Below are 18,710 nucleotides of genomic sequence, written 5' to 3'. Positions count from 1 at the left end.
TCTCAGGGGGTCGTGCTGAACAGGAATGTCGGGAACTGAGTGAGTGCACGCTGGCCCGTGAGGGCGGACTCACCGGTTTCGCGTGTGTGTGGGTCGTGGCATTGGCGATAGAAAGCCAGGTCTTCTGATAGTTTTTTCATGGCCGCGCTGCGGTTGTCTACGCTCAGATAAGGTGCGTGCGTTGAGAGAAACAGCGCAGGGTTATCTTTTTCTAACCAAGACAGCATAGAAGGCAGGACCGAAAATTCAGCGCCTTCGATATCCATTTTGACCAAAGAGACATCAGTCAGGTCGACGGATTCAGAAAATTGATCCCAACCGATGGTAAGTGCGTCGGTGCCATGGCTTCCTTCGTGGAGCAATGATGACGTTGAATCGCCTGCCTCTCCGTGCGCTGAAGCCATTCGTGTCACTCCAAACCCATCTGACAAGGCGATGCTGAAGGCTGATACGTTTCGGATGTCGTTCAGCTCTAGGTTCCAGACCAAATGGCGGTAAGCCACTGGGTCAGGCTCAAAACACCACACATGGCGAGCGCGGCGCGCGGCATAGAGGACCGTGGGGCCGATCCATGCACCGATATCAAGATAGTCCTTTTCGGGCGACAGATAGTGGTCCAGCACCGAAAATGTCTCAGGTTCCCACTCCCCGGCTGATACCTTGCGCCAGAATTTCGAGTGATAGGGGTCCAGGCGAAAGGGTTCACCGTTCAAGTTGCCCGCATAGTATCCGCGGGCGCGATAGAACATTTTGCGCGCCTGTGTCAGCATCGCGGACCTCCGGGTTTTTGTGTTGCGGCCCTTGACCTGCGGCGGCTGTCAAAGCATTTAACCTTTGGAACCGCAACATTCATTTTCAACAGGGGGCCGAGATGGCTTTTGAACTTCCTGATCTTCCTTATGCACATGACGCGCTGGCAGCCAAGGGTATGTCCGCGGAAACGCTGGAATATCACCATGACCTGCACCACAAGGCCTATGTCGACAACGGCAACAAGCTGATCGCCGGCACCGAGTGGGACGGCAAGTCACTGGAAGAGATCATCGTTGGCACATACGACGCAAATGCCGTCGCGCAGAACGGTATCTTCAACAACATCAGCCAGCTGTGGAACCACAACCAGTTCTGGGAGATGATGGGCCCCGGTGGCAACGCGATGCCCGGTGAGCTGGAGAAGGCTCTGACCGAAAGCTTCGGTTCGGTTGACGAATTCAAGTCGCAGTTCAGCGCTGCCGGTGCCGGTCAGTTCGGTTCCGGCTGGGCGTGGCTGGTCAAGAATGCCGACGGTTCGTTGGCAGTGACGAAAACTGAAAACGGCGTGAACCCGCTGTGCTTCGGTCAAACCGCACTGCTTGGCTGTGATGTGTGGGAGCACTCGTATTACATCGATTTCCGCAACAAGCGTCCGGCGTATCTGTCGAACTTCCTCGACAATCTTGTAAATTGGGAAAACGTCGCCTCGCGGATGTGATTTCCACTTGGTAGAACTTAATGAATGGCCCGCTGGCAGTGATGCTGGCGGGCTTTTTGTTATGAATTGATGGGTGGCCGGTAAAAACCTGCCGGTACGTCAACTTTCATTATTCCACCTATTGTGCACGGCCTTTCAGCACCTACGTAAAGTAGGCGGAGGGAGAGTACCGCCAATCAACCAAAAACCTATCAAAATGCGAGCGAAACACCAACGCCGCATCGTTAAACAGGTGTGTCTAAGGGACAGGCGAAGGCCAACCTAAGCGATACAGGAGATCACGAATGGCTGCACTTGAACAGGGAACATGGGTTATCATCGCCGATGGGGAAAAAGCGCTGGTGATGGAGAATATCACGGACGCACAGGACCCCAACTTGGTCGTCGTGTCGGTCGAAGAACAGGACGCAGCACCGACCAAGCCAAGTGACAGGGCAGGGCGGCGACCCGATACGGGACCGAACCAGAAATCTGCAGTTGAAGAGGAGACATGGAAGTCCCACGCAAAATCTCTGTTCGTTCAGGATGTGGCGAACCTTCTGAATCGCAAGGGGCTGAAAGGGGCCTATAAACGATTGGTGTTGGTTGCCAGTCCGCATGTTCTGGGCCTGTTGCGCCGTCGGCTGCACAGTGAAGTGCTGGCAAAGGTTGTGGCCGAAGTCGACAAAACACTCACAAACCACCCGTTGCACAAGGTCGAACGGATACTGAAGACTCGGTTGGCGAAACCTGCCTAAACGAATACTGAGACTCGGGCGGTTTGCGCCGCCCGATTGCCAGTTTTTCTTAGTTCAGTAATTTGCGAAGCGCGGACATGGTCGCATCCGGTGTGTCGACCCAGGTGATGAATTCTGCCAGAGAACCATCTGCAAACCCCTGACCGATCAGTTGATTCAGCAGCGTGTGCAGCGTGTCCCAGTACCCGTCAACATTCATCACCAGAATGGGTTTGTCATGAAGCCCCAGTTGCCGCCATGTCAGTGCTTCGAAAAGTTCGTCCAATGATCCGGGGCCGCCGGGCAGGACAACTACGGCATCCGCGTTCATGATCATCACTTTTTTACGCTCGTGCATCGTCTCGGTCACGATGAACCGGGTAAGGTCGGTCTTGCCGACCTCGCGCTGAAGCAAGTGCACCGGGATCACCCCAAATGTATCGCCGCCGGACGATTGTGCCGCCCGCGCGACCTCGCCCATAAGACCCACATCTCCGGCCCCGTAGACCAGCCGCCAGCCTTCGTTGGCCAACAAGGTTCCAAAGCTGTGGGCAGCGGCGGAGTAGGCAGGATTCACACCATTGCGTGACCCGCAATACACACAGACGGATTTCTGGGACATAGGTAGGGCTCTCTGCTCTTGTGTTAGGGGTTTTGACCCCTGATAGCGGGATTGATAGGTTGGCTCAACCGCTCCATGAAATGCGCGCCAAACTGGGCATTTCCCGGGCGGAGTGAAAGGAAAAGAATGAACGCCAAATCGGGAAGCGGAGGTTCTGGTACCTTCATATGGGGGCTGGTTGCCGGGATCGTTGTGGTGCTCGTTGCGGGCGGGTTGTACCTGTCCGGTCTGTTCGGCGAGCCGGAACAGCAGGCTGAGCAGGAAGCAACCGAAACATCTGAGCCGATTGCGGAGGTCGCCGAGCCGGAAACCCAGCCAGCGGAGGCGCAGCCCGAACGCCAGGCGGCGGAAGCCGGCGAATCTGTTGCTGAAGACACACCGCCCGAGATTTCCGATCAAACTCCGGATAGCGAAGATGCGGATGTTCCGGTTGTGGCCGCGCCGGTTCTGGATCAGATATTCGTTGAGTCCGATGGAAATGCGGTACTATCCGGCAATGCCGAACCGGGGTCCGAGGTCAGTGTTCTGCTGGACGGTGAGACTGTTCACAGCTTCACCGTCGATGACAGCGGCCAGTTCGCCGAGTTTGTATCGATCCCGTTTGCAGACGACGCTCGCGGGCTTGTTCTTGAGACCCGGAAAGGCGAAGACACCAGCCGTTCAGATGATTATCTGATCGCGGCGCTGCCCGAACCGGCCCCACCGGCCGTGTCGGAGCCCGCTGCCGATGAGCCGGTCGAAGAGTTTGCCGAGGCACAGACGACGGATACGGAAACAACCGATCAGCAAGCAGCCAACCAAGTTGAAACCGAAGAGAATGAACCAGAAGTTGCAGGTGCCGCAACGCCACCTGTGAATGAGACCGCGCCCGCGACTGAAACTCAGCCGGAATCAGGCGACGCGCCTGACCAGCAAGTTGCGATCCTGCGCTCGGGCGAAGAAGGGGTTGAACTTTTGCAAGCACCCACTGTTCAGGATACGCCGCCAGAGCAGATTGCCCTGGACACGATTGGCTATTCGGACGCGGGTGATGTGGAATTGACCGGGCGGGCACAGGATGGATCGGCCGTACGCTTGTATCTGGACAACCAGCTTGTGGCCGACATTGCACCAGCGACTGACGGGCAATGGCGCGGCGAGGTCGAGGGCATTGACCCCGGAGTTTACACTCTGAGAGTGGATGAGGTTGCCCCTGATGGCACTGTGGTCAGCAGGCTTGAGACGCCGTTCAAACGCGAACCCGTCGAGGTCCTGCGCGCGACCGAAACCACCAATCCGGGTGAGGCCTCAACCGACGCTCCGGCGATCCGCTCGGTCACGGTTCAAAAGGGTGATACGCTTTGGGCGATCTCGCGCGACCGGTTTGGTGACGGTGTGCTGTATGTCAAACTTTTCGAGGCTAACAAAGATTCGATCCGTGATCCTGACCTGATCTATCCAGGGCAGATTTTCACCATTCCTGAATAAACATGACCACTGGCCCAACCCGGGCCAGGGCTTTTCTCTGACCGCAGTTAAGGTACGTGATGAGACAACCATCCGCGATCAAAACCGACACGGACGAGCATCGTTCGGGCTGGCGAACCATCCGCAAGGTTTCGCCCTATCTTTGGCCCGAGGACGAGCCATGGGTGAAACGGCGTGTCATTTTGGCGATGGCGATGCTGGTGCTGGCCAAGCTGATCGCTGTGTATACTCCCATCCTGTACAAAGGTGCCGTGGATGGTTTGGCGGGCGAAGGTGTACCGCCGCTTGCGTTGGGTGCGATTGGATTGACCGTTGCCTATGGTGTGGCCCGCATGATGACTGTTGGCTTCCAGCAATTGCGGGATGCGTTCTTTGCACCGGTTGGGCAACGCGCGCTGCGAGCGCTGGCGCTTGAGACGTTCCAGCACATTCACCAGCTCTCGATGCGCTATCACGTGACCCGGCGCACGGGTGGTCTCAGCCGGATAATCGAGCGGGGCGTGAAAGGCGTAGAGTTTCTGTTGCGGTTTCTGCTGTTTTCAATCGGGCCGCTGATTCTGGAATTGCTTCTGGTGTCGATCATCCTGCTATGGTTATTCGACGTCTGGTATCTGGTCGTCGTTGCGGTGACGATTGCGCTTTACATATGGTTCACCTTTGCGGTGACCGAGTGGCGCGTGAAGCTGCGGCGCGAGATGAACGATCAGGATACCGAGGCCAACCAGCGCGCCATCGACAGCCTGCTGAACTTCGAAACAGTCAAGTATTTCAATGCCGAAACCCGCGAAGCCGAACGGTATGATGTTTCGATGAAAGGTTACGCGAAGGCCGCGCTGAAGACGGCCTATTCGCTGGCATTCCTGAATTTTGGTCAGTCGTTCCTGATCACATGTGGCCTGATTGGCGTGATGGTTCTGGCTGCAATGGGCGTGCAGAAGGGGGCGCTGACCGTCGGCGATTTCGTGATGGTTAATGCTTACATGATCCAGATAACCGTACCGCTGAATTTTCTTGGCACGGTGTACCGCGAAATTCGTCAATCACTGGTGGATATGGGGCAGATGTTTGATCTGTTGGAACAGCCAGCAGAAGTGATGGACAAACCCTGCGCCCCGAACCTGAAGGTAAATGGTGGGGAGGTCACGCTTGAAGATGTCCGCTTTGGATACGAGCCTGATCGCGAAATCCTCAAGGGCGTTTCCTTGGCCGTACCAGCCGGTCAGACCGTTGCGATTGTCGGCGCCACCGGGTCTGGGAAATCCACAATCGGGCGGCTGCTGTTTCGGTTCTACGATGTCACCGGCGGGTCGCTGAAAATCGACGGGCAGGATGTGCGCGATGTTAGCCAGTCAAGCCTGCATGCCTCAATCGGCGTCGTTCCGCAGGATACGGTCCTGTTCAATGACACGATCCGATACAATATCGCTTATGGGCGAGAAGGTGCGACCCAGCAGGATGTAGAGACCGCCGCCAAATCCGCGCAGATTCATGATTTCATCGTCAGCCTTCCAGAAGGGTACGATACCAAGGTCGGCGAACGCGGCCTGAAACTATCAGGCGGTGAAAAGCAACGCGTCGGCATCGCCCGAACCTTGCTAAAAAACCCGCCGATCCTGTTGTTGGACGAAGCGACGTCAGCCTTGGATACGGATACCGAGCAGGACATCAAAGATGCTTTGGCCCGAGCGGGTGAGGGGCGGACGGTGATCACCATCGCACACCGCCTTAGCACCATTGCCGAGGCCGATCGGATCGTCGTTCTGGAACGTGGTGAGATCATCGAGCAGGGAACGCATGATGAGCTGCTCAGCCGCGAAGGGCGATATGCCCAGCTATGGAACCGTCAACAGGCCGACAGCGAAGCGGCCTAGGCCCGACAGCCTTGACTTCCAATGATTGTGCGGATCGGTTCGAAAAGAAAATCGGCTGCTGTGGTACGGTTTCCGTTTGACGCGGACCCGCCGCCGCGACACTTTGCAGACCGAAACACAGACAAGGAAAAACTTCATGAAAATGCGAGCAGCAGCAGCGTTGACTGCAACACTGTTGATGGCCACTTCGGCGGCAGCCGAGGATCTGGAATTCTTGATTATCAACGAAACCAGCTATGACCTGGTTGAGTTCAACGTGTCTCCGGCCTCGTCCGGCAGCTGGGAAGGCAACCTGCTTGAGGGTGGTTATCTGGGCGCGGATTACGAAGTAGACGTCCTTATTGCGGACGGGCTGACCACCTGTGTCTATGACATCCGTGGTATTTTCAGCGACGGGGAATCAATTGAAGACTATGGTCTGAACCTGTGTGATCTGGGCGAATACGCGTTCGTCGAGTAACGCTTCTGCCAGAATTGAAAAGGCGAGCCCGAAGGTTCGCCTTTTTTTATTCCGCCGCTTTCAACGGTGTTGTTGGAGGATGATCGGGGCGATCGTCCTGAGCGCTCTGATCAAGGGCAGCTTTATCCTGTTCATCGGTCCAGATCATTTCGGCTGCTTGCACATCTCGCGCGCTTTGGCCGATCGCCATGTCCTGCGCGATTTGGCTGGATCGACCCGCCGTGGCGCGAGCCAGCGCCTTACCCAGCCATACCGCGTAGGTTGTGACCCACACTCGCAGCGCCAGGAATGACGGCGTCACGATCAGTGTCAACACCGTGGCCGTACCCAAGCCAAAGACCACCGCCGTGGCCAGCTGTTTCCACCACAATGCCGTGGGGCTGTCGATCGAATACCCTCCGCCGATGAAATCCAGCGACAGGCCGAACATCATCGGGGTCAGACCCGCCATTGTTGTCAGCGTAGTCAGCAGAACCGGACGGATGCGCGCCTCAGCCGTGCGGACAATTGCATCAATGCGAGACATGTAGCCGCTATATTCCTGGTAGGTGTCGATCAGAACAATGTTGTTGTTCACCACGATACCGGCCAACGCCACGATCCCGGTCCCGGTCATGATGATCGAGAACGGTTGTTGCATTACCATCATGCCCAGCAACACGCCGGTCGTAGACAGAACCACGGCCAGCAGCACCAGCACCGAGTTGTAGAACGAGTTGAACTGCGCCAGCAGGATCACGAACATTAGACCCAGTGCTGCCAGGAATGCGCTGGACAGGAACGCCTGGCTTTCAGCCTGATCCTCCTGATCGCCGGTCCATTCCCAAGTGATGGTGCGACCAAAAGGGTCGGTTTCCAGCCACTCGGTCAGCACGGCAATCCGTTCGTTCGGATTGATCAGGGCAAACCGAGCGTCACCGCTTTCGATGGCGGACCGCACTTCACCCACGTTCTCGGCACCCGTTAGTTGAACGAGTTCGAACTCTGCTCCGTCCGCGCTGGTAATCGTGGTGCCAGTTGGTGTGGCACCTTCGCCAATCGCGCGCACGGTTGCCAAACGCAGCTCTGCACCGTCAGGACCGGTGGTCACGATCTTGCTCAGCCCAGGCTCGACATCCGCTTTAACGTCATAGTAGCGCTGTTGATCCGCGCGATTGATCTCGGCGAGCTTAGCCACGGGTTTGCGGGTGACGAAGTTCGACAGGGGGACCAACCCGTCCGGTGTGCGAACTTTCAGCGTATCCAGCGTCGACAGGACGCGATCCTGATCAGGTAGGCGGACGCGGATTTCTACCTCTTCATCGGTTGAATCCGGTCGCATTTCACCCAGCAAGATGCCACGCGTCACAAGCTGTACCATCGCGCCAACGGTTGCGACGTCCGCGCCGAATCGACCCGCCTTGGCCACGTCCACGTCGATCTGCCAGTCGATGCCGGGCAGGGGCAGGGTGTCCTCGATCTTGATCAAGCCGGGTGTGGTGTCAAAGGCTTCTCGTGCTGTGACGGTCGCGGCCGTCAGATCCTCCCAGCTATCGCCTTTGATGCGCAGATGAACGGGCTTGGCGGAAGCAGGACCTTGTTCCAGCGCCTGAAGATCAACGATAAAGCCAGGAAGGGTTGCCAGCTCTGCGGTCAGTTCGTCCAGAACAAAATTGCCGTCATATTCCGCCGCGACCTCTTCCTTTGCAAAGCCAAGTAGGCCTGCAATCGGTCCCCAGAACCAACCGGTAATCTGTTCAGAGCTGATTGGGCGATCTTCCCAAGGAATGAGCTCGAACTGGACGCGACCAATTGTGTCGGCGGGGGCTTCTGCACCGCCATTGTTCTGATTGAGCCCGCCTTCGCCCGCAAAGGCAAATACGTTGATCACCGCCGGGTGTTCGCTGATTACGCGCTCGGCCTCAAGAACCATTTCGTCCTTTTCAGCCAGAGACAGGTTGCCGCGCGCCCGGACATAGGCCGTGGCCTGTTCCGGTTCGCTTTCCACGAAGAATTCAACGCCGCGAGAGTTTTGCGGGAATATGATGAATGCGACCCAGAACACCGCCGCAAAGACGACTGCGATGGACACCACCGGCATGACCGGATTGCCGACTAGGAACTTGATCACATAACCGAAGGGCGTGTGCTCTTTAGCGGTATGAACATGTTCATCCGGGGCGCGTTCGATCTTGGCAGCACTCAGCGTGACCGACCCAGCAAAGGCGCCGAACAGAAACAGTAGCACGCCAGAAAGTGAACCGCCGGGCAGCAGATAGTTGGGGTTCAAGACCTGCATTGCGCCGAGGAAGATCATATATAGTGAAGGCGGCACCAGAAGCACTCGCAGCCACCAAGGCGTGCGGGCTCGCAGCCAGTTCGAGCTGCGCTCGAAACTGCGGCTCATACGGCCCGAGACACCGCCCACGACCGGCAGGTAGATCAGTGCCACGATCAGCGAGGCCGACAGAACGAAGATCAGCGTGATGGGCAGCATCTTCATGAACTCGCCGGGAATACCGGGCCAGAACAACATCGGAAGAAATGCACACAGGGTCGTGGCCGTCGACGAAACAATCGGCCAGAACATCCGTTGCGCCGCCTCGACATAGGCGTGCATCGGACCAACGCCTTCTTTAATGCGCTTGTCGGCATATTCCACAACAACGATGGCGCCATCGACCAGCATGCCCACGGCAAGGATCAGGCCAAACATCACCATATTCGAGATGGTGACCCCGATCATCGCGAGGAAGGCGAAGCACAACAGAAACGAGGTTGGAATGGCAAAACCCACCAACAACGCGGCGCGTGTTCCCAACGAAGCCAGCACCACGATCATAACCAGCGCGACAGCGGTCAGAACCGATCCTTCAAGCTGGCGCACCATTGAATCGACGATGCGGCTTTGGTCGTTTGAGGTGCCCACATCAACAGCGGCCTGCAGTTCGGCTGGCCACTTGATTTGTTCTTCGGCGACAGTGGCTTTGATCAGCGCAACGGTGTCGATCAAATTGAAGCCCTTGCGCTTGACGACCTGCAGCGCGACGGTGGGTTCGCCGTTGAACCGGGCCGTGCCCGCGCGGTCTTCAAACGTATAGTTGATTTCGGCCAGTTCGCCTAAGGTGACCACGCGGTCTCCGTTGACCTTGACAGGCAGGCCATAGACGTCCTGAGCAGTCTTAAATGACGACGGAATCTTGACCGAGAACGTGCCCTGTTCGGTCTCGACCTCACCTGCCGCGATCAGTTGGTTGTTGTTCTGCACAACGTTGATCAGTTCGGCGGCCGTGACGTTGTAGGCCTCAAGCCGCAGCGGGTCGATCACGACCTCAAGCATTTCATCGCGGTTTCCGGCAATGCCAGCTTCCAGCACTGCGTCCAACGCCTCAAGTTCGTCCTGCAGATCTTTGGCAACGCGCGCCATTGTACGCTCAGGTACCGGGCCGGTCAGGTTAACAATGACGATGGGAAACTCGGAGAAGTTGACCTCGGTAATCGTGTATTGCTCAGCCCCATCAGGGAAATCAGCTTGCGCGGTGTTCATGGCATCGCGAACATCCGCGATTGTGGCGGATTTGTCCCAACCGAACTCGAACTCCAGCAGAATGCCTGCGTAGCCCTCGGCGGCGGTGGCGGTCATTGTGTCCAACCCGTCGAGATCGGCCATCTCGGTTTCCATCGGCCTGATCAGCAGGCTTTCGCTGTCCTCGGCTGAAATCCCTGGAAACTGCACCGACACAAAGAGCATCGGGATATCGATGTCGGGTTCACCCTCTTTTGGGAGCCCGACATAAGCATACCCACCGATAACCAGCGAAATCGCGATGAAAGCCAGCACCATTCTGGCACGGCTTGCGGCCCAACTGACGATACCCGTCATTGCGATGCTTCCCTGTATGTCGGCGCGACCGTCACACCACGTGTGACGAATTCCTGCCCGATCACGATGATATCAGCAGTTTCCGGCAGGCCACCAACCCATACACCATCAGCGGTGTCACGCAGAAGGCGGATCGGAACAAAATCAACGACATTGTCGGCTACCACGGTGCGAACACCAAGCTCACCTTCATTGTTCAAGGTCAGTGCGGATTGGGGCAGCAGATGTGCCTTGACCCCTTCGGCCGCGATCTGAATGTTGGCGGTTTGGCCGTCACGGATCAGCAGTTCCGGGTTTGGCACTGTGATCTCGACCTCGAATGTCCGCGTGGTCTCATCAGCCGAACGGCTGAGGAAGGTCACGCGCCCCTCGACCTGCAGCCCCGTAACCAACTGCGCAGTTGCCATCGATCCGACAATGATCCGATTCACTTCTGATTCAGGCACAAAACCCACCAGCTTGATCGGATCGAGCTGGATGACGGTTGCGCAGAGCGAGCCGGGCTGCATCAGGCTGCCCAATTCCGCAGTATCACTTTCAAGCAGACCCTTGAACGGTGCGCTGATGGTCAGGCGATCAATCTCGCGCTGGGCGGCTGCTACTGCTGCGGTGGCGGCTTCAATCCCGGCTTGCGTAGCTTCCAGACCGGCCTCGGCGGATTTGATTCCGGCCTCGGCAGTGCTCATTTCGGCTTCGCTTGAGATACGGCGCGTTTCTGATCCAAACCCGGTTTCCGACAGCTTGCGGGCTGCTTTCAGATTGATTTCGGCTTCAGCCAAACGGGCGTGAGCTTCTTCCAGGCGCGCTTCGGCCTCGGGAACGCGGCTTTCGGCCTCAAGCTTGGCTGCCATGGCTTCGGCCAGGCTCGCGGGCCGGGTTCCGGGGTCAAGCTCGCACAGCAGATCTCCTGCTTCGACAAAAGCTCCTTTGCGCTTGGGCTCGGACAGGACTGTCGAAATGGTTTCGGCAAGGACCTCGACCTGGCGGTTTGCCTTGGTCTGACCCCGTAATTGAACGGCGCTGCCGATCTCGCGCGCAGTCGAGCGCAGCACGACAACGCCGATCGAGTCCGGTGATTGCACCGATTCCGAGGCCTCGGTCGCGGTCTCGGATGGCTCGTCTCCGCGACCTGCAAACGCAAACAGCGCGTCGCGCTCGAAAACAAGAAAATACAACGCAACAATAACCAAAATGGCGTTAACGAATGAAATCAATCGCATGCGGTAGAATCTCCAGATCTGTTCGCGCGGTCGGCTTTAGCCGCTATCCCTTAAAATGGGGCTGTGGCCATGTCTTTTCCATACTGAACTGAATAGTTCGGTTTAGTTTTTTACGCAAGGGTCACCCACATGGTGGCAAATGTATGAATTCGGGCACTTGGCTTGGCCTGATCGCCGGGGTATGACATGGCGCTAGAAAACCGGACACTTAAGCCTGGGGGCAGGGATGAGCGACGCCGACAGTTTTATTGAAGAGGTCACCGAAGAGGTGCGCCGCGATCGCATGTACCTTCTTTTGCGCCGTTGGGGCTGGGTCGGTGTGCTGGCTGTCGTGGCCATTGTCGGGGGCGCTGCGTTCAACGAATACCGAAAAGCACGTGATACCAACCAGGCCGAGGCTCTGGGTGATGCGATTCTGTCGGCGCTGGCTGAAAACGGATCGGCCGAACGGGCACAAAGCCTGCAGGCGATCGATGCTGCGTCTGTCGGCGGTGACGCGGTTTTGAACATGTTGCTGTCCGCCTCTCAGGCCGAGGCCGGATCGGCGCAAGATGCGGTGAACAGTCTGAACGCGATCGCCACGCAGGGGGATTTGCCTGAAATCTATCGCGCGATTGCAAGTTTCAAGGCATTGCTACTGCAAACTGACACGATGCCAGTGGCGGATCGTCGTCAACAGTTCGAAGCGCTGGCCATACCTGGTGCTCCTTTGCGTCTGCTCGCCGAAGAACAATTGGCCCTGATCGATGTGGCCGAGGGCAATACGCAAGCCGCTTTGGACCGTTTGCAGGCGTTGCGCCAGGACGCCGAGGCCAGCGTCGATCTGCAACAGCGCGCGGCTCAACTGATCGTCGCGCTTGGGGGCGAACCCGAGCCCGTGGCGAACCAGCAGGGTTAACCGGCAGCGAAACGGAACATCACAGGCGAGTTTGTAGATTATGCTATCACGTTATTTCTCAGGCTTCGGATTGCCGGTTGCGGCAGCCGCGCTCACCGTTCTCAGCGCCTGTCAGGAACCCGAAGTCATTCTGCCGGGTGAGCGTGAGGATATTCGTGCCTCCATCGACAACGAAACCGTTGAAACCCGTGGCGCCAAACCGATCAGTATTCCGGCTCAAAGCCGCAACGCCAACTGGTCGCAAAGCGCGGGAACACCCGCCTTCCGCACTACAAACGCAGCGCTGAGTGCCACACCGCAGCGTATTTGGTCTGCTAACATTGGGTCCGGCGATAGCCGAAAACAGCGGATCACCGCAGACCCTGTTGTTGCTGGTGGCCTGATATATACGCTCGATTCCGGGGCAATTGTCTCGGCTGTTACGCCCCAAGGGCAGGTCGCCTGGAGCACAAACCTGATCCCGCCGAATGAAAAGGACGGGGATGCCACAGGCGGAGGGCTCGCCTATGCCGACGGTGTGCTTTATGTCTCGTCGGGTTTCGGTAGGTTGACCGCGCTCGATGCGAAATCCGGGGCGCAAAGGTGGCAGAAACGTCTGAATGCAACTGGCAGCGGTGCTCCTTTGGTTAGCGGCGGCATACTCTATCTGGTGGCCGGGGACGAAACCGGTTGGGCGGTGAATACCAAGGATGGGCGGATCATCTGGCAAATCGAAGGCACGCCGAGCGTCGGCAACGTTCTGGGTGCACCTGCTCCCGTGATTGCCTCGGACCTGTCAGTCTTTGCCTTTGGATCGGGTGATGTCGCGGCAACATTCCGCCGGGGCGGTATTTTACGCTGGAACGCGTCCGTTGCAGGCGGGCGTCGGGGCCGAGCGGCAGCTCAGATCGTGGATGTGACCGCCGGGCCCATGGTGTCGGGTAGTTCGGTCATAATCGGCAACCATTCGGGGCGCACGGTCTCGTTCGACGGGAATTCGGGTGAGCGGAACTGGACAGCACCGGAGGGGGCCGTTGACACAGTCTGGCCGGCGGGGAACAGTGTTTTCCTGATCAGTGATCGCAGCCAGTTGGTACGGTTGGATGCAGCCGATGGCTCGACTGTCTGGGCCATCGATCTGCCGGGCTTTGTCAAGAACAAGCCGGGCCGCCGGGGTCCGATCTTTGCCCATTACGGCCCGATCATGGCCGGTGGACGCCTTGTCGTGGCTTCGAACGACGGCTATCTGCGCTTCTTCAATCCCGTCGACGGAGCGCTGGTGCATCAGGTCGAAGTGCCGGGTGGCGCGACCACGGCACCGGTTGTGGCGGGTCAGACGCTGTATGTTGTGTCGACCAAGGGCGAACTGCACGCTTTCCGTTGACGACAAGATGCGTTAAAGGGCGCATCTTGAGTCTTGAAAGTTGAATATCATGTCGCTGACCCTCGCCATCGTGGGGCGCCCGAATGTGGGCAAATCCACTCTGTTCAATCGCCTTGTGGGCAAACGCCTGGCTTTGGTCGACGACCAGCCCGGCGTGACGCGTGACCTGCGCGAAGGTGAAGGGCGGCTGGGCGATCTGCGTTTTACCGTGATCGACACGGCGGGTCTTGAGGACGCAACCGATGACAGCTTGCAAGGTCGGATGCGCCGCCTTACCGAGCGTGCAGTGGACATGGCCGATGTCTGCCTGTTCATGATTGACGCGCGGGTGGGCTTGACGCCCACGGACGAAATGTTCGCCGAGATTCTGCGTAAGCGCTCCAAACACGTGATCCTGGCAGCGAACAAGGCCGAAGGGAACGCGGCTGATGCGGGCGTGCTTGAAGCATACAACCTAGGCCTTGGCGAGCCGGTGCGTCTGTCGGGCGAACATGGCGAGGGGATGACGGACCTCTATGCGCAATTGATGCCACTGGCTGACGCGGCTGAAGAGGCGCGCATAGAAGAGACGCCGCAAACCGATATCGAGCTGGACGAAGACGGGGAAGGCGAAGCCCCGCTGATCACCGCTGACAAACCCCTGCAAGTCGCTGTAGTTGGTCGTCCGAATGCCGGTAAATCCACCCTGATCAACAAGATCATCGGCGAGGATCGACTGCTGACCGGCCCCGAGGCCGGGATCACGCGCGACGCGATCAGCTTGCGGATCGACTGGGCCGACCCTGATGGGGACAGCACCCCGATGCGGATTTTTGATACCGCCGGGATGCGGAAGAAGGCCAAGGTGCAGGAGAAGCTTGAGAAACTCTCGGTTTCCGACGGGCTGCGCGCAGTCAAGTTTGCCGAGGTCGTCGTCGTGTTGCTGGATGCGGCTATCCCATTCGAGCAACAGGACCTGCGCATTGCCGATCTGGCCGAACGTGAGGGTCGTGCTGTGGTCGTCGCCGTCAACAAATGGGACATCGAAGAAGACAAACAGGAAAAGCTGCGCGATCTGAAAGAATCCTTCGAACGTCTGCTGCCGCAGTTGCGTGGAGCGCCGCTGATCACAGTCTCCGCTAAAACAGGCCGCGGTTTGGAACGTTTGCGCGCCGCGATATTGCGTGCCCATGACGTGTGGAACCGCCGCGTGCCGACCGCTGCGCTGAACCGTTGGCTGACCGCCATGCTGGAACAGCACCCGCCGCCAGCCCCGCAGGGGCGCCGGATCAAGCTGCGGTATATGACGCAGGCCAAGACCCGTCCGCCGGGGTTTGTGGTCATGTGCTCGCACCCTGACAAGATGCCTGACAGCTATTCGCGTTATCTGGTCAATGGCCTGCGCGAGGATTTTGATATGCCGGGCACTCCGATCCGCCTGACTTTGCGCGGGCAAGGGGACAAGAACCCCTACAAAGGGCGGCGCAAGAAAAACGCAGGCGCACTGGCCAAGCATCTCAAGGGACGGGCGTAACTGCGCTAATTTCAAGCATTTTCAGAGAGGGGGCGTGACAGCCCCGTTTCTGCGCGTTAGCATTCAAGCACGTGCATTTGTTTTGCACGTGCTGCTTGTTTGCGGGATCTCCGCACTTAATTTTGAATTTGTGATTGGTCGGACCTCCGTGGGGAGCGGGCGTGATGGATCTGAGAGAATATACAAGACAATACGCGGTACAGGACAACAAGCTTGCCGCGCTAAGTTATTTCGGAACATTCGCGGTGTATTTCGCATCGCTTACATTGGCGATCACCTATGTCGACCGCTGGTACATCATGATCCCGGCCGGGATCGTTTTTGCCTTCTCTGCCGTGCGTCTCTATGTCCTGCAGCATGATTGCGGGCACCATTCGTTGTTTGAAACGCGCGAGCAGAACGAATGGGCTGGCCATGGGTTATCGCCCTTCACATTTGCCCCGTTCGAGGTGATGAAGCAGAACCACAATCTGCATCACGCCGGAATCGGCAACCTCGAGCATCGCGAGACCGGTGAAATCCACACCATGACGCTGCGCGAATGGAACGAGGCGGATTGGAAAAAGCGTTTGTTTTACCGACTGTATCGGAATCCCTTCATTCTGGTGCCGGTTGGCGCGCTATTCACATACTTCATCCGCTATCGCTGGCCCAAGAACACCGTGCGGTTCGGCGTGATGGGCGTGGTGCTGCACAACCTCTCGATTGTTGTGTTTTTGGGGCTGCTGTATTTGATCGCCGGTGCCACCGGCATTCTGGTCTGGCTGGTGTTTTCGCTGCTGGGCGGGATGCTTGGGGTGTTCCTGGTGTATTTGCAGCACAATTTCGAAGACACCTACTGGGATCGCCGCCCCGAACTGGATCCGAAGCTGGCTGCGTTGGAGGGGTCCTCGGCGCTGGATTTCGGCTGGTGGTTCGATAATGCGGTGGCCTGCATCACATTGCATGACATCCACCATTTCAATGCCCGCATCCCATCTTACCGGCTGCGCGCGTGCCACTATAACCTGCCGCCAGAATACACACCGCGACGGATTAAGTTTCCCGAGGCAGTGGCGGCGCTGAATCTGAAACTATGGGATGAAGATGCCAAAAGACTTGTCCCATTTCCCAGCCGGACTGCAGGCCATCGCCTGGCCGAAAGCGGGTAACCTCCTATCTAATTCTTGAATTGGCGCTCTCGCAGGAACGTATGTGCTGTGCGTTTACAATCTGGGGGAGTTAACGAAAGGAAACGAAATGACCGCAGTTACTGAGGTGCGTGGCGTAGGGCCAGCGCTGGCAAAGGCCTTTAATGCAAAGGGCTACAAAACAGCAGAAGCCATTGCCAAGGCCAAACCGGAAGATCTGTCCGGCACCCCGCGGGTCGGTTCCACTCGCGCGGCTAAGCTGATCGCGGCTGCGAAAGAAGTCGTTGGTGCCAAGCCCAAGCCCGCGCCCCGCGCTGCTACCCGCAAGCCTGCAGAGCGGAAATCGGCTGTGCAGCGCGCGACAGCCAAAAGCAATGCGGCTGCGAACAAGGCCGAGGCCGAGCGTAAGGCGGCAAAGGAGCGCGCGGCGGCAGAACAGGCCGCTGCCGAGGCCAAAGCAAAGAAAAAGGCGAAAGCCAAGGCCAAGGCTGAAAAGGCGGCCAAGAAGAAGTCTGAAATGGAGGCGGTGTTTTCCAAAGCTAAGGAAAAGGTCAAAGAAAAGTCCAAGAAGGGTAAGAAAAACAAGAAGCCCAAAAAAGACGTTAAGAAAAAGGACGCCAAAAAGAAGGACGATAAGAAGTCTGATAAGAAGAAGTCCGACAAGAAGCCCGGAAAGAAGAAAGATAAGAAAAAGGCGAAGAAGTGATACTTCTCCGCCTTGTCTGATCGGAAACCGGCGCCTAAATGCGCCGGTTTTTTTATGTCAGCGTGCCGTTGGTCTGAAGGGTTAGCTTGCCGCCCAGATAGGGTGCCAGAACCTCGGGCAGGGTGACCGTCCCATCCGCATTCTGACCATTTTCCAACACAGCTATCAGGCAGCGCCCCACGGCCAGGCCCGAACCATTCAGGGTATGGACATATTCTGGCTTGCCCCCGGCCTCTGGCCGGAAGCGCGCATTCATGCGGCGCGCCTGAAAATCCCCGCATGTCGAGACCGAGCTGATCTCGCGATAGGTATTTTGGCCCGGCAGCCACGCCTCGATGTCGTAAGTGCGTCGTGCACCAAAGCCCATGTCGCCGGTGCACAAGATCACGGTGCGATAGGGGATGCCCAGCTTTTCGAGAATGCCTTCGGCGCAGCGCAGCATACGCTTCTGTTCATCATCCGACTTGTCCGGATGGGTGACCGAGACCATCTCGACCTTTTCGAACTGGTGCTGCCGCAGCATCCCGCGTGTGTCCTTGCCCGCACTACCAGCCTCGGACCGGAAGCACAGCGAATGCGCGGTATAGCGGCGAGGCAGGTAACTCTCCTCGATCATCGTGTCGTTGACGATGTTGGTCAGCGACACTTCGGAGGTTGGAATCAACCACCAGCCTTCGCGGGTCTGATAGCTGTCTTCTCCAAACTTCGGCAACTGGCCGGTGCCCTGCATCATTTCCGAGAGAACCAGAACCGGGCCGTTGACCTCGGTCAGATCATTCTCGTTGATATGGGTGTCCAGCATGAACTGCGCCAAAGCTCGATGGATGCGAGCGACGCCGCCCGACAGCAGCACAAAGCGCGAGCCGGAGAGTTTGGCAGCCGTCTCAAAATCCATGCCATTCTGAACGGCATCGATTTCAAAATGCTCTTTCGTCTCGAAATCCAATTCGCGTGGTGTGCCCCAGCGGTTGATTTCGACATTGTCGTTCTCATCCGCGCCTTCGGGCACATCCTCGGCGGGCAGGTTCGCGATGCGGATCAGCTGGTCGGCCAGCAGAGCGTCCAGATCCTTGGCTTCGGTCTGCATCCGGGCCACTTCGGCCTTTTTCTCGGCGACCAGAGCGCGCAGGCGTTCGAATTCAGCTTCATCCCCGCGCCCTTTGGCAGCGCCAACCTCCTTGGAGGCCTTGTTCTGCTCGGCCTGAGCTGTCTCAGCAGCCAGAATCTTGGCGCGGCGGCTTTCGTCCAGCCTCAGCAGGTCTGACGACACCGGCGCGTCCCCGCGGCGCGCAAGGGCGGCGTCGAAGGCGGCTGGGTTTTCGCGTATGGCGCGGATGTCGTGCATGGTTCAGATCCTTAACTGCGTGAATCACTGAATCCGCTTATGCACCATCTGAATGGCAGGGTGTAG

15 protein-coding genes are annotated in these 18,710 nt (G+C 57.8%); 10 read left to right on the top strand and 5 right to left on the bottom strand.

All coding sequences use genetic code 11. The features are described from left to right. Positions 1-2: 2 nt before the first annotated feature. On the bottom strand, positions 3-770 hold the full coding sequence (locus ACR0BI_RS04885) for an FkbM family methyltransferase (protein WP_170663719.1): 768 nt from the start codon (positions 768-770) through the stop codon (positions 3-5). A gap of 101 nt (positions 771-871) precedes the next feature. On the opposite strand from ACR0BI_RS04885, the gene ACR0BI_RS04880 reads away from it, so the two are divergent. Then, complete coding sequence (locus ACR0BI_RS04880; protein ID WP_113789565.1) at positions 872-1,471, top strand: superoxide dismutase; 600 nt, start codon at positions 872-874, stop codon at positions 1,469-1,471. A gap of 284 nt (positions 1,472-1,755) precedes the next feature. Beyond that, a complete protein-coding gene (locus ACR0BI_RS04875) occupies positions 1,756-2,208 on the top strand; it encodes a baeRF12 domain-containing protein (RefSeq protein WP_170396355.1) in 453 nt (150 codons plus the stop codon). Positions 2,209-2,257: 49 nt separating this feature from the next. On the opposite strand, the gene ACR0BI_RS04870 is transcribed toward ACR0BI_RS04875, so the two are convergent. Continuing rightward, positions 2,258-2,809 carry a TIGR00730 family Rossman fold protein gene (locus tag ACR0BI_RS04870; protein ID WP_170396357.1) on the bottom strand — a complete coding sequence of 184 codons (552 nt, stop codon included), beginning with the start codon at positions 2,807-2,809 and terminating at the stop codon, positions 2,258-2,260. 126 nt (positions 2,810-2,935) lie between these two features. Between ACR0BI_RS04870 and ACR0BI_RS04865 the strand changes: the two genes are divergently transcribed. The 3 genes from ACR0BI_RS04865 to ACR0BI_RS04855 all read left to right on the top strand — a co-directional run bounded on the left by ACR0BI_RS04865 (position 2,936) and on the right by ACR0BI_RS04855 (position 6,607). After that, positions 2,936-4,276: a LysM peptidoglycan-binding domain-containing protein gene (locus ACR0BI_RS04865; protein ID WP_480561332.1), complete on the top strand. Its 1,341-nt coding sequence runs from the start codon at positions 2,936-2,938 to the stop codon at positions 4,274-4,276. 59 nt (positions 4,277-4,335) lie between these two features. Continuing rightward, positions 4,336-6,147: an ABCB family ABC transporter ATP-binding protein/permease gene (locus ACR0BI_RS04860; RefSeq protein WP_170565844.1), complete on the top strand. Its 1,812-nt coding sequence runs from the start codon at positions 4,336-4,338 to the stop codon at positions 6,145-6,147. A gap of 136 nt (positions 6,148-6,283) precedes the next feature. Continuing rightward, entirely contained in the window at positions 6,284-6,607 is a 324-nt protein-coding gene (locus ACR0BI_RS04855) for a hypothetical protein (protein WP_170663717.1), read from the top strand. Between the two features lie 46 nt (positions 6,608-6,653). On the opposite strand, the gene ACR0BI_RS04850 is transcribed toward ACR0BI_RS04855, so the two are convergent. Continuing rightward, positions 6,654-10,469 carry an efflux RND transporter permease subunit gene (locus tag ACR0BI_RS04850; protein WP_480561333.1) on the bottom strand — a complete coding sequence of 1,272 codons (3,816 nt, stop codon included), beginning with the start codon at positions 10,467-10,469 and terminating at the stop codon, positions 6,654-6,656. After that, the gene (locus tag ACR0BI_RS04845; RefSeq protein ID WP_170612415.1) at positions 10,466-11,689 is read right to left on the bottom strand and encodes an efflux RND transporter periplasmic adaptor subunit; all 1,224 of its coding nucleotides are present in this window, start codon (positions 11,687-11,689) and stop codon (positions 10,466-10,468) included. Before ACR0BI_RS04845 ends, ACR0BI_RS04850 begins: the two co-directional genes overlap by 4 nt. 226 nt (positions 11,690-11,915) lie before the next feature. On the opposite strand from ACR0BI_RS04845, the gene ACR0BI_RS04840 reads away from it, so the two are divergent. From ACR0BI_RS04840 to ACR0BI_RS04820, 5 genes are all read left to right on the top strand, one after another. Next, complete coding sequence (locus ACR0BI_RS04840) at positions 11,916-12,587, top strand: hypothetical protein (RefSeq protein WP_170396370.1); 672 nt, start codon at positions 11,916-11,918, stop codon at positions 12,585-12,587. 40 nt (positions 12,588-12,627) lie between these two features. Then, positions 12,628-13,950, top strand: a complete 1,323-nt coding sequence (locus ACR0BI_RS04835; protein ID WP_480561334.1) for a PQQ-like beta-propeller repeat protein — start codon at positions 12,628-12,630, stop codon at positions 13,948-13,950. Positions 13,951-13,999: 49 nt separating this feature from the next. Next, a complete protein-coding gene (der, locus tag ACR0BI_RS04830) occupies positions 14,000-15,463 on the top strand; it encodes a ribosome biogenesis GTPase Der (RefSeq protein WP_480438684.1) in 1,464 nt (487 codons plus the stop codon). 164 nt (positions 15,464-15,627) lie between these two features. After that, positions 15,628-16,614 (top strand): fatty acid desaturase, encoded by a 987-nt coding sequence (locus tag ACR0BI_RS04825; protein WP_170396376.1) that lies wholly within the window; start codon positions 15,628-15,630, stop codon positions 16,612-16,614. An 88-nt stretch (positions 16,615-16,702) separates the two neighbouring features. Then, positions 16,703-17,299: a helix-hairpin-helix domain-containing protein gene (locus tag ACR0BI_RS04820; protein WP_480438682.1), complete on the top strand. Its 597-nt coding sequence runs from the start codon at positions 16,703-16,705 to the stop codon at positions 17,297-17,299. Positions 17,300-17,351: 52 nt separating this feature from the next. On the opposite strand, the gene serS is transcribed toward ACR0BI_RS04820, so the two are convergent. Beyond that, a complete protein-coding gene (serS, locus tag ACR0BI_RS04815; RefSeq protein ID WP_480438680.1) occupies positions 17,352-18,644 on the bottom strand; it encodes a serine--tRNA ligase in 1,293 nt (430 codons plus the stop codon). Positions 18,645-18,710 lie beyond the last annotated feature (66 nt).

The organism is Ruegeria sp. E5, assembly GCF_056534105.1.
The sequence above is the reverse complement of the archived record's forward strand: the minus strand, read 5'-3'. Positions and strand labels throughout refer to the sequence as shown.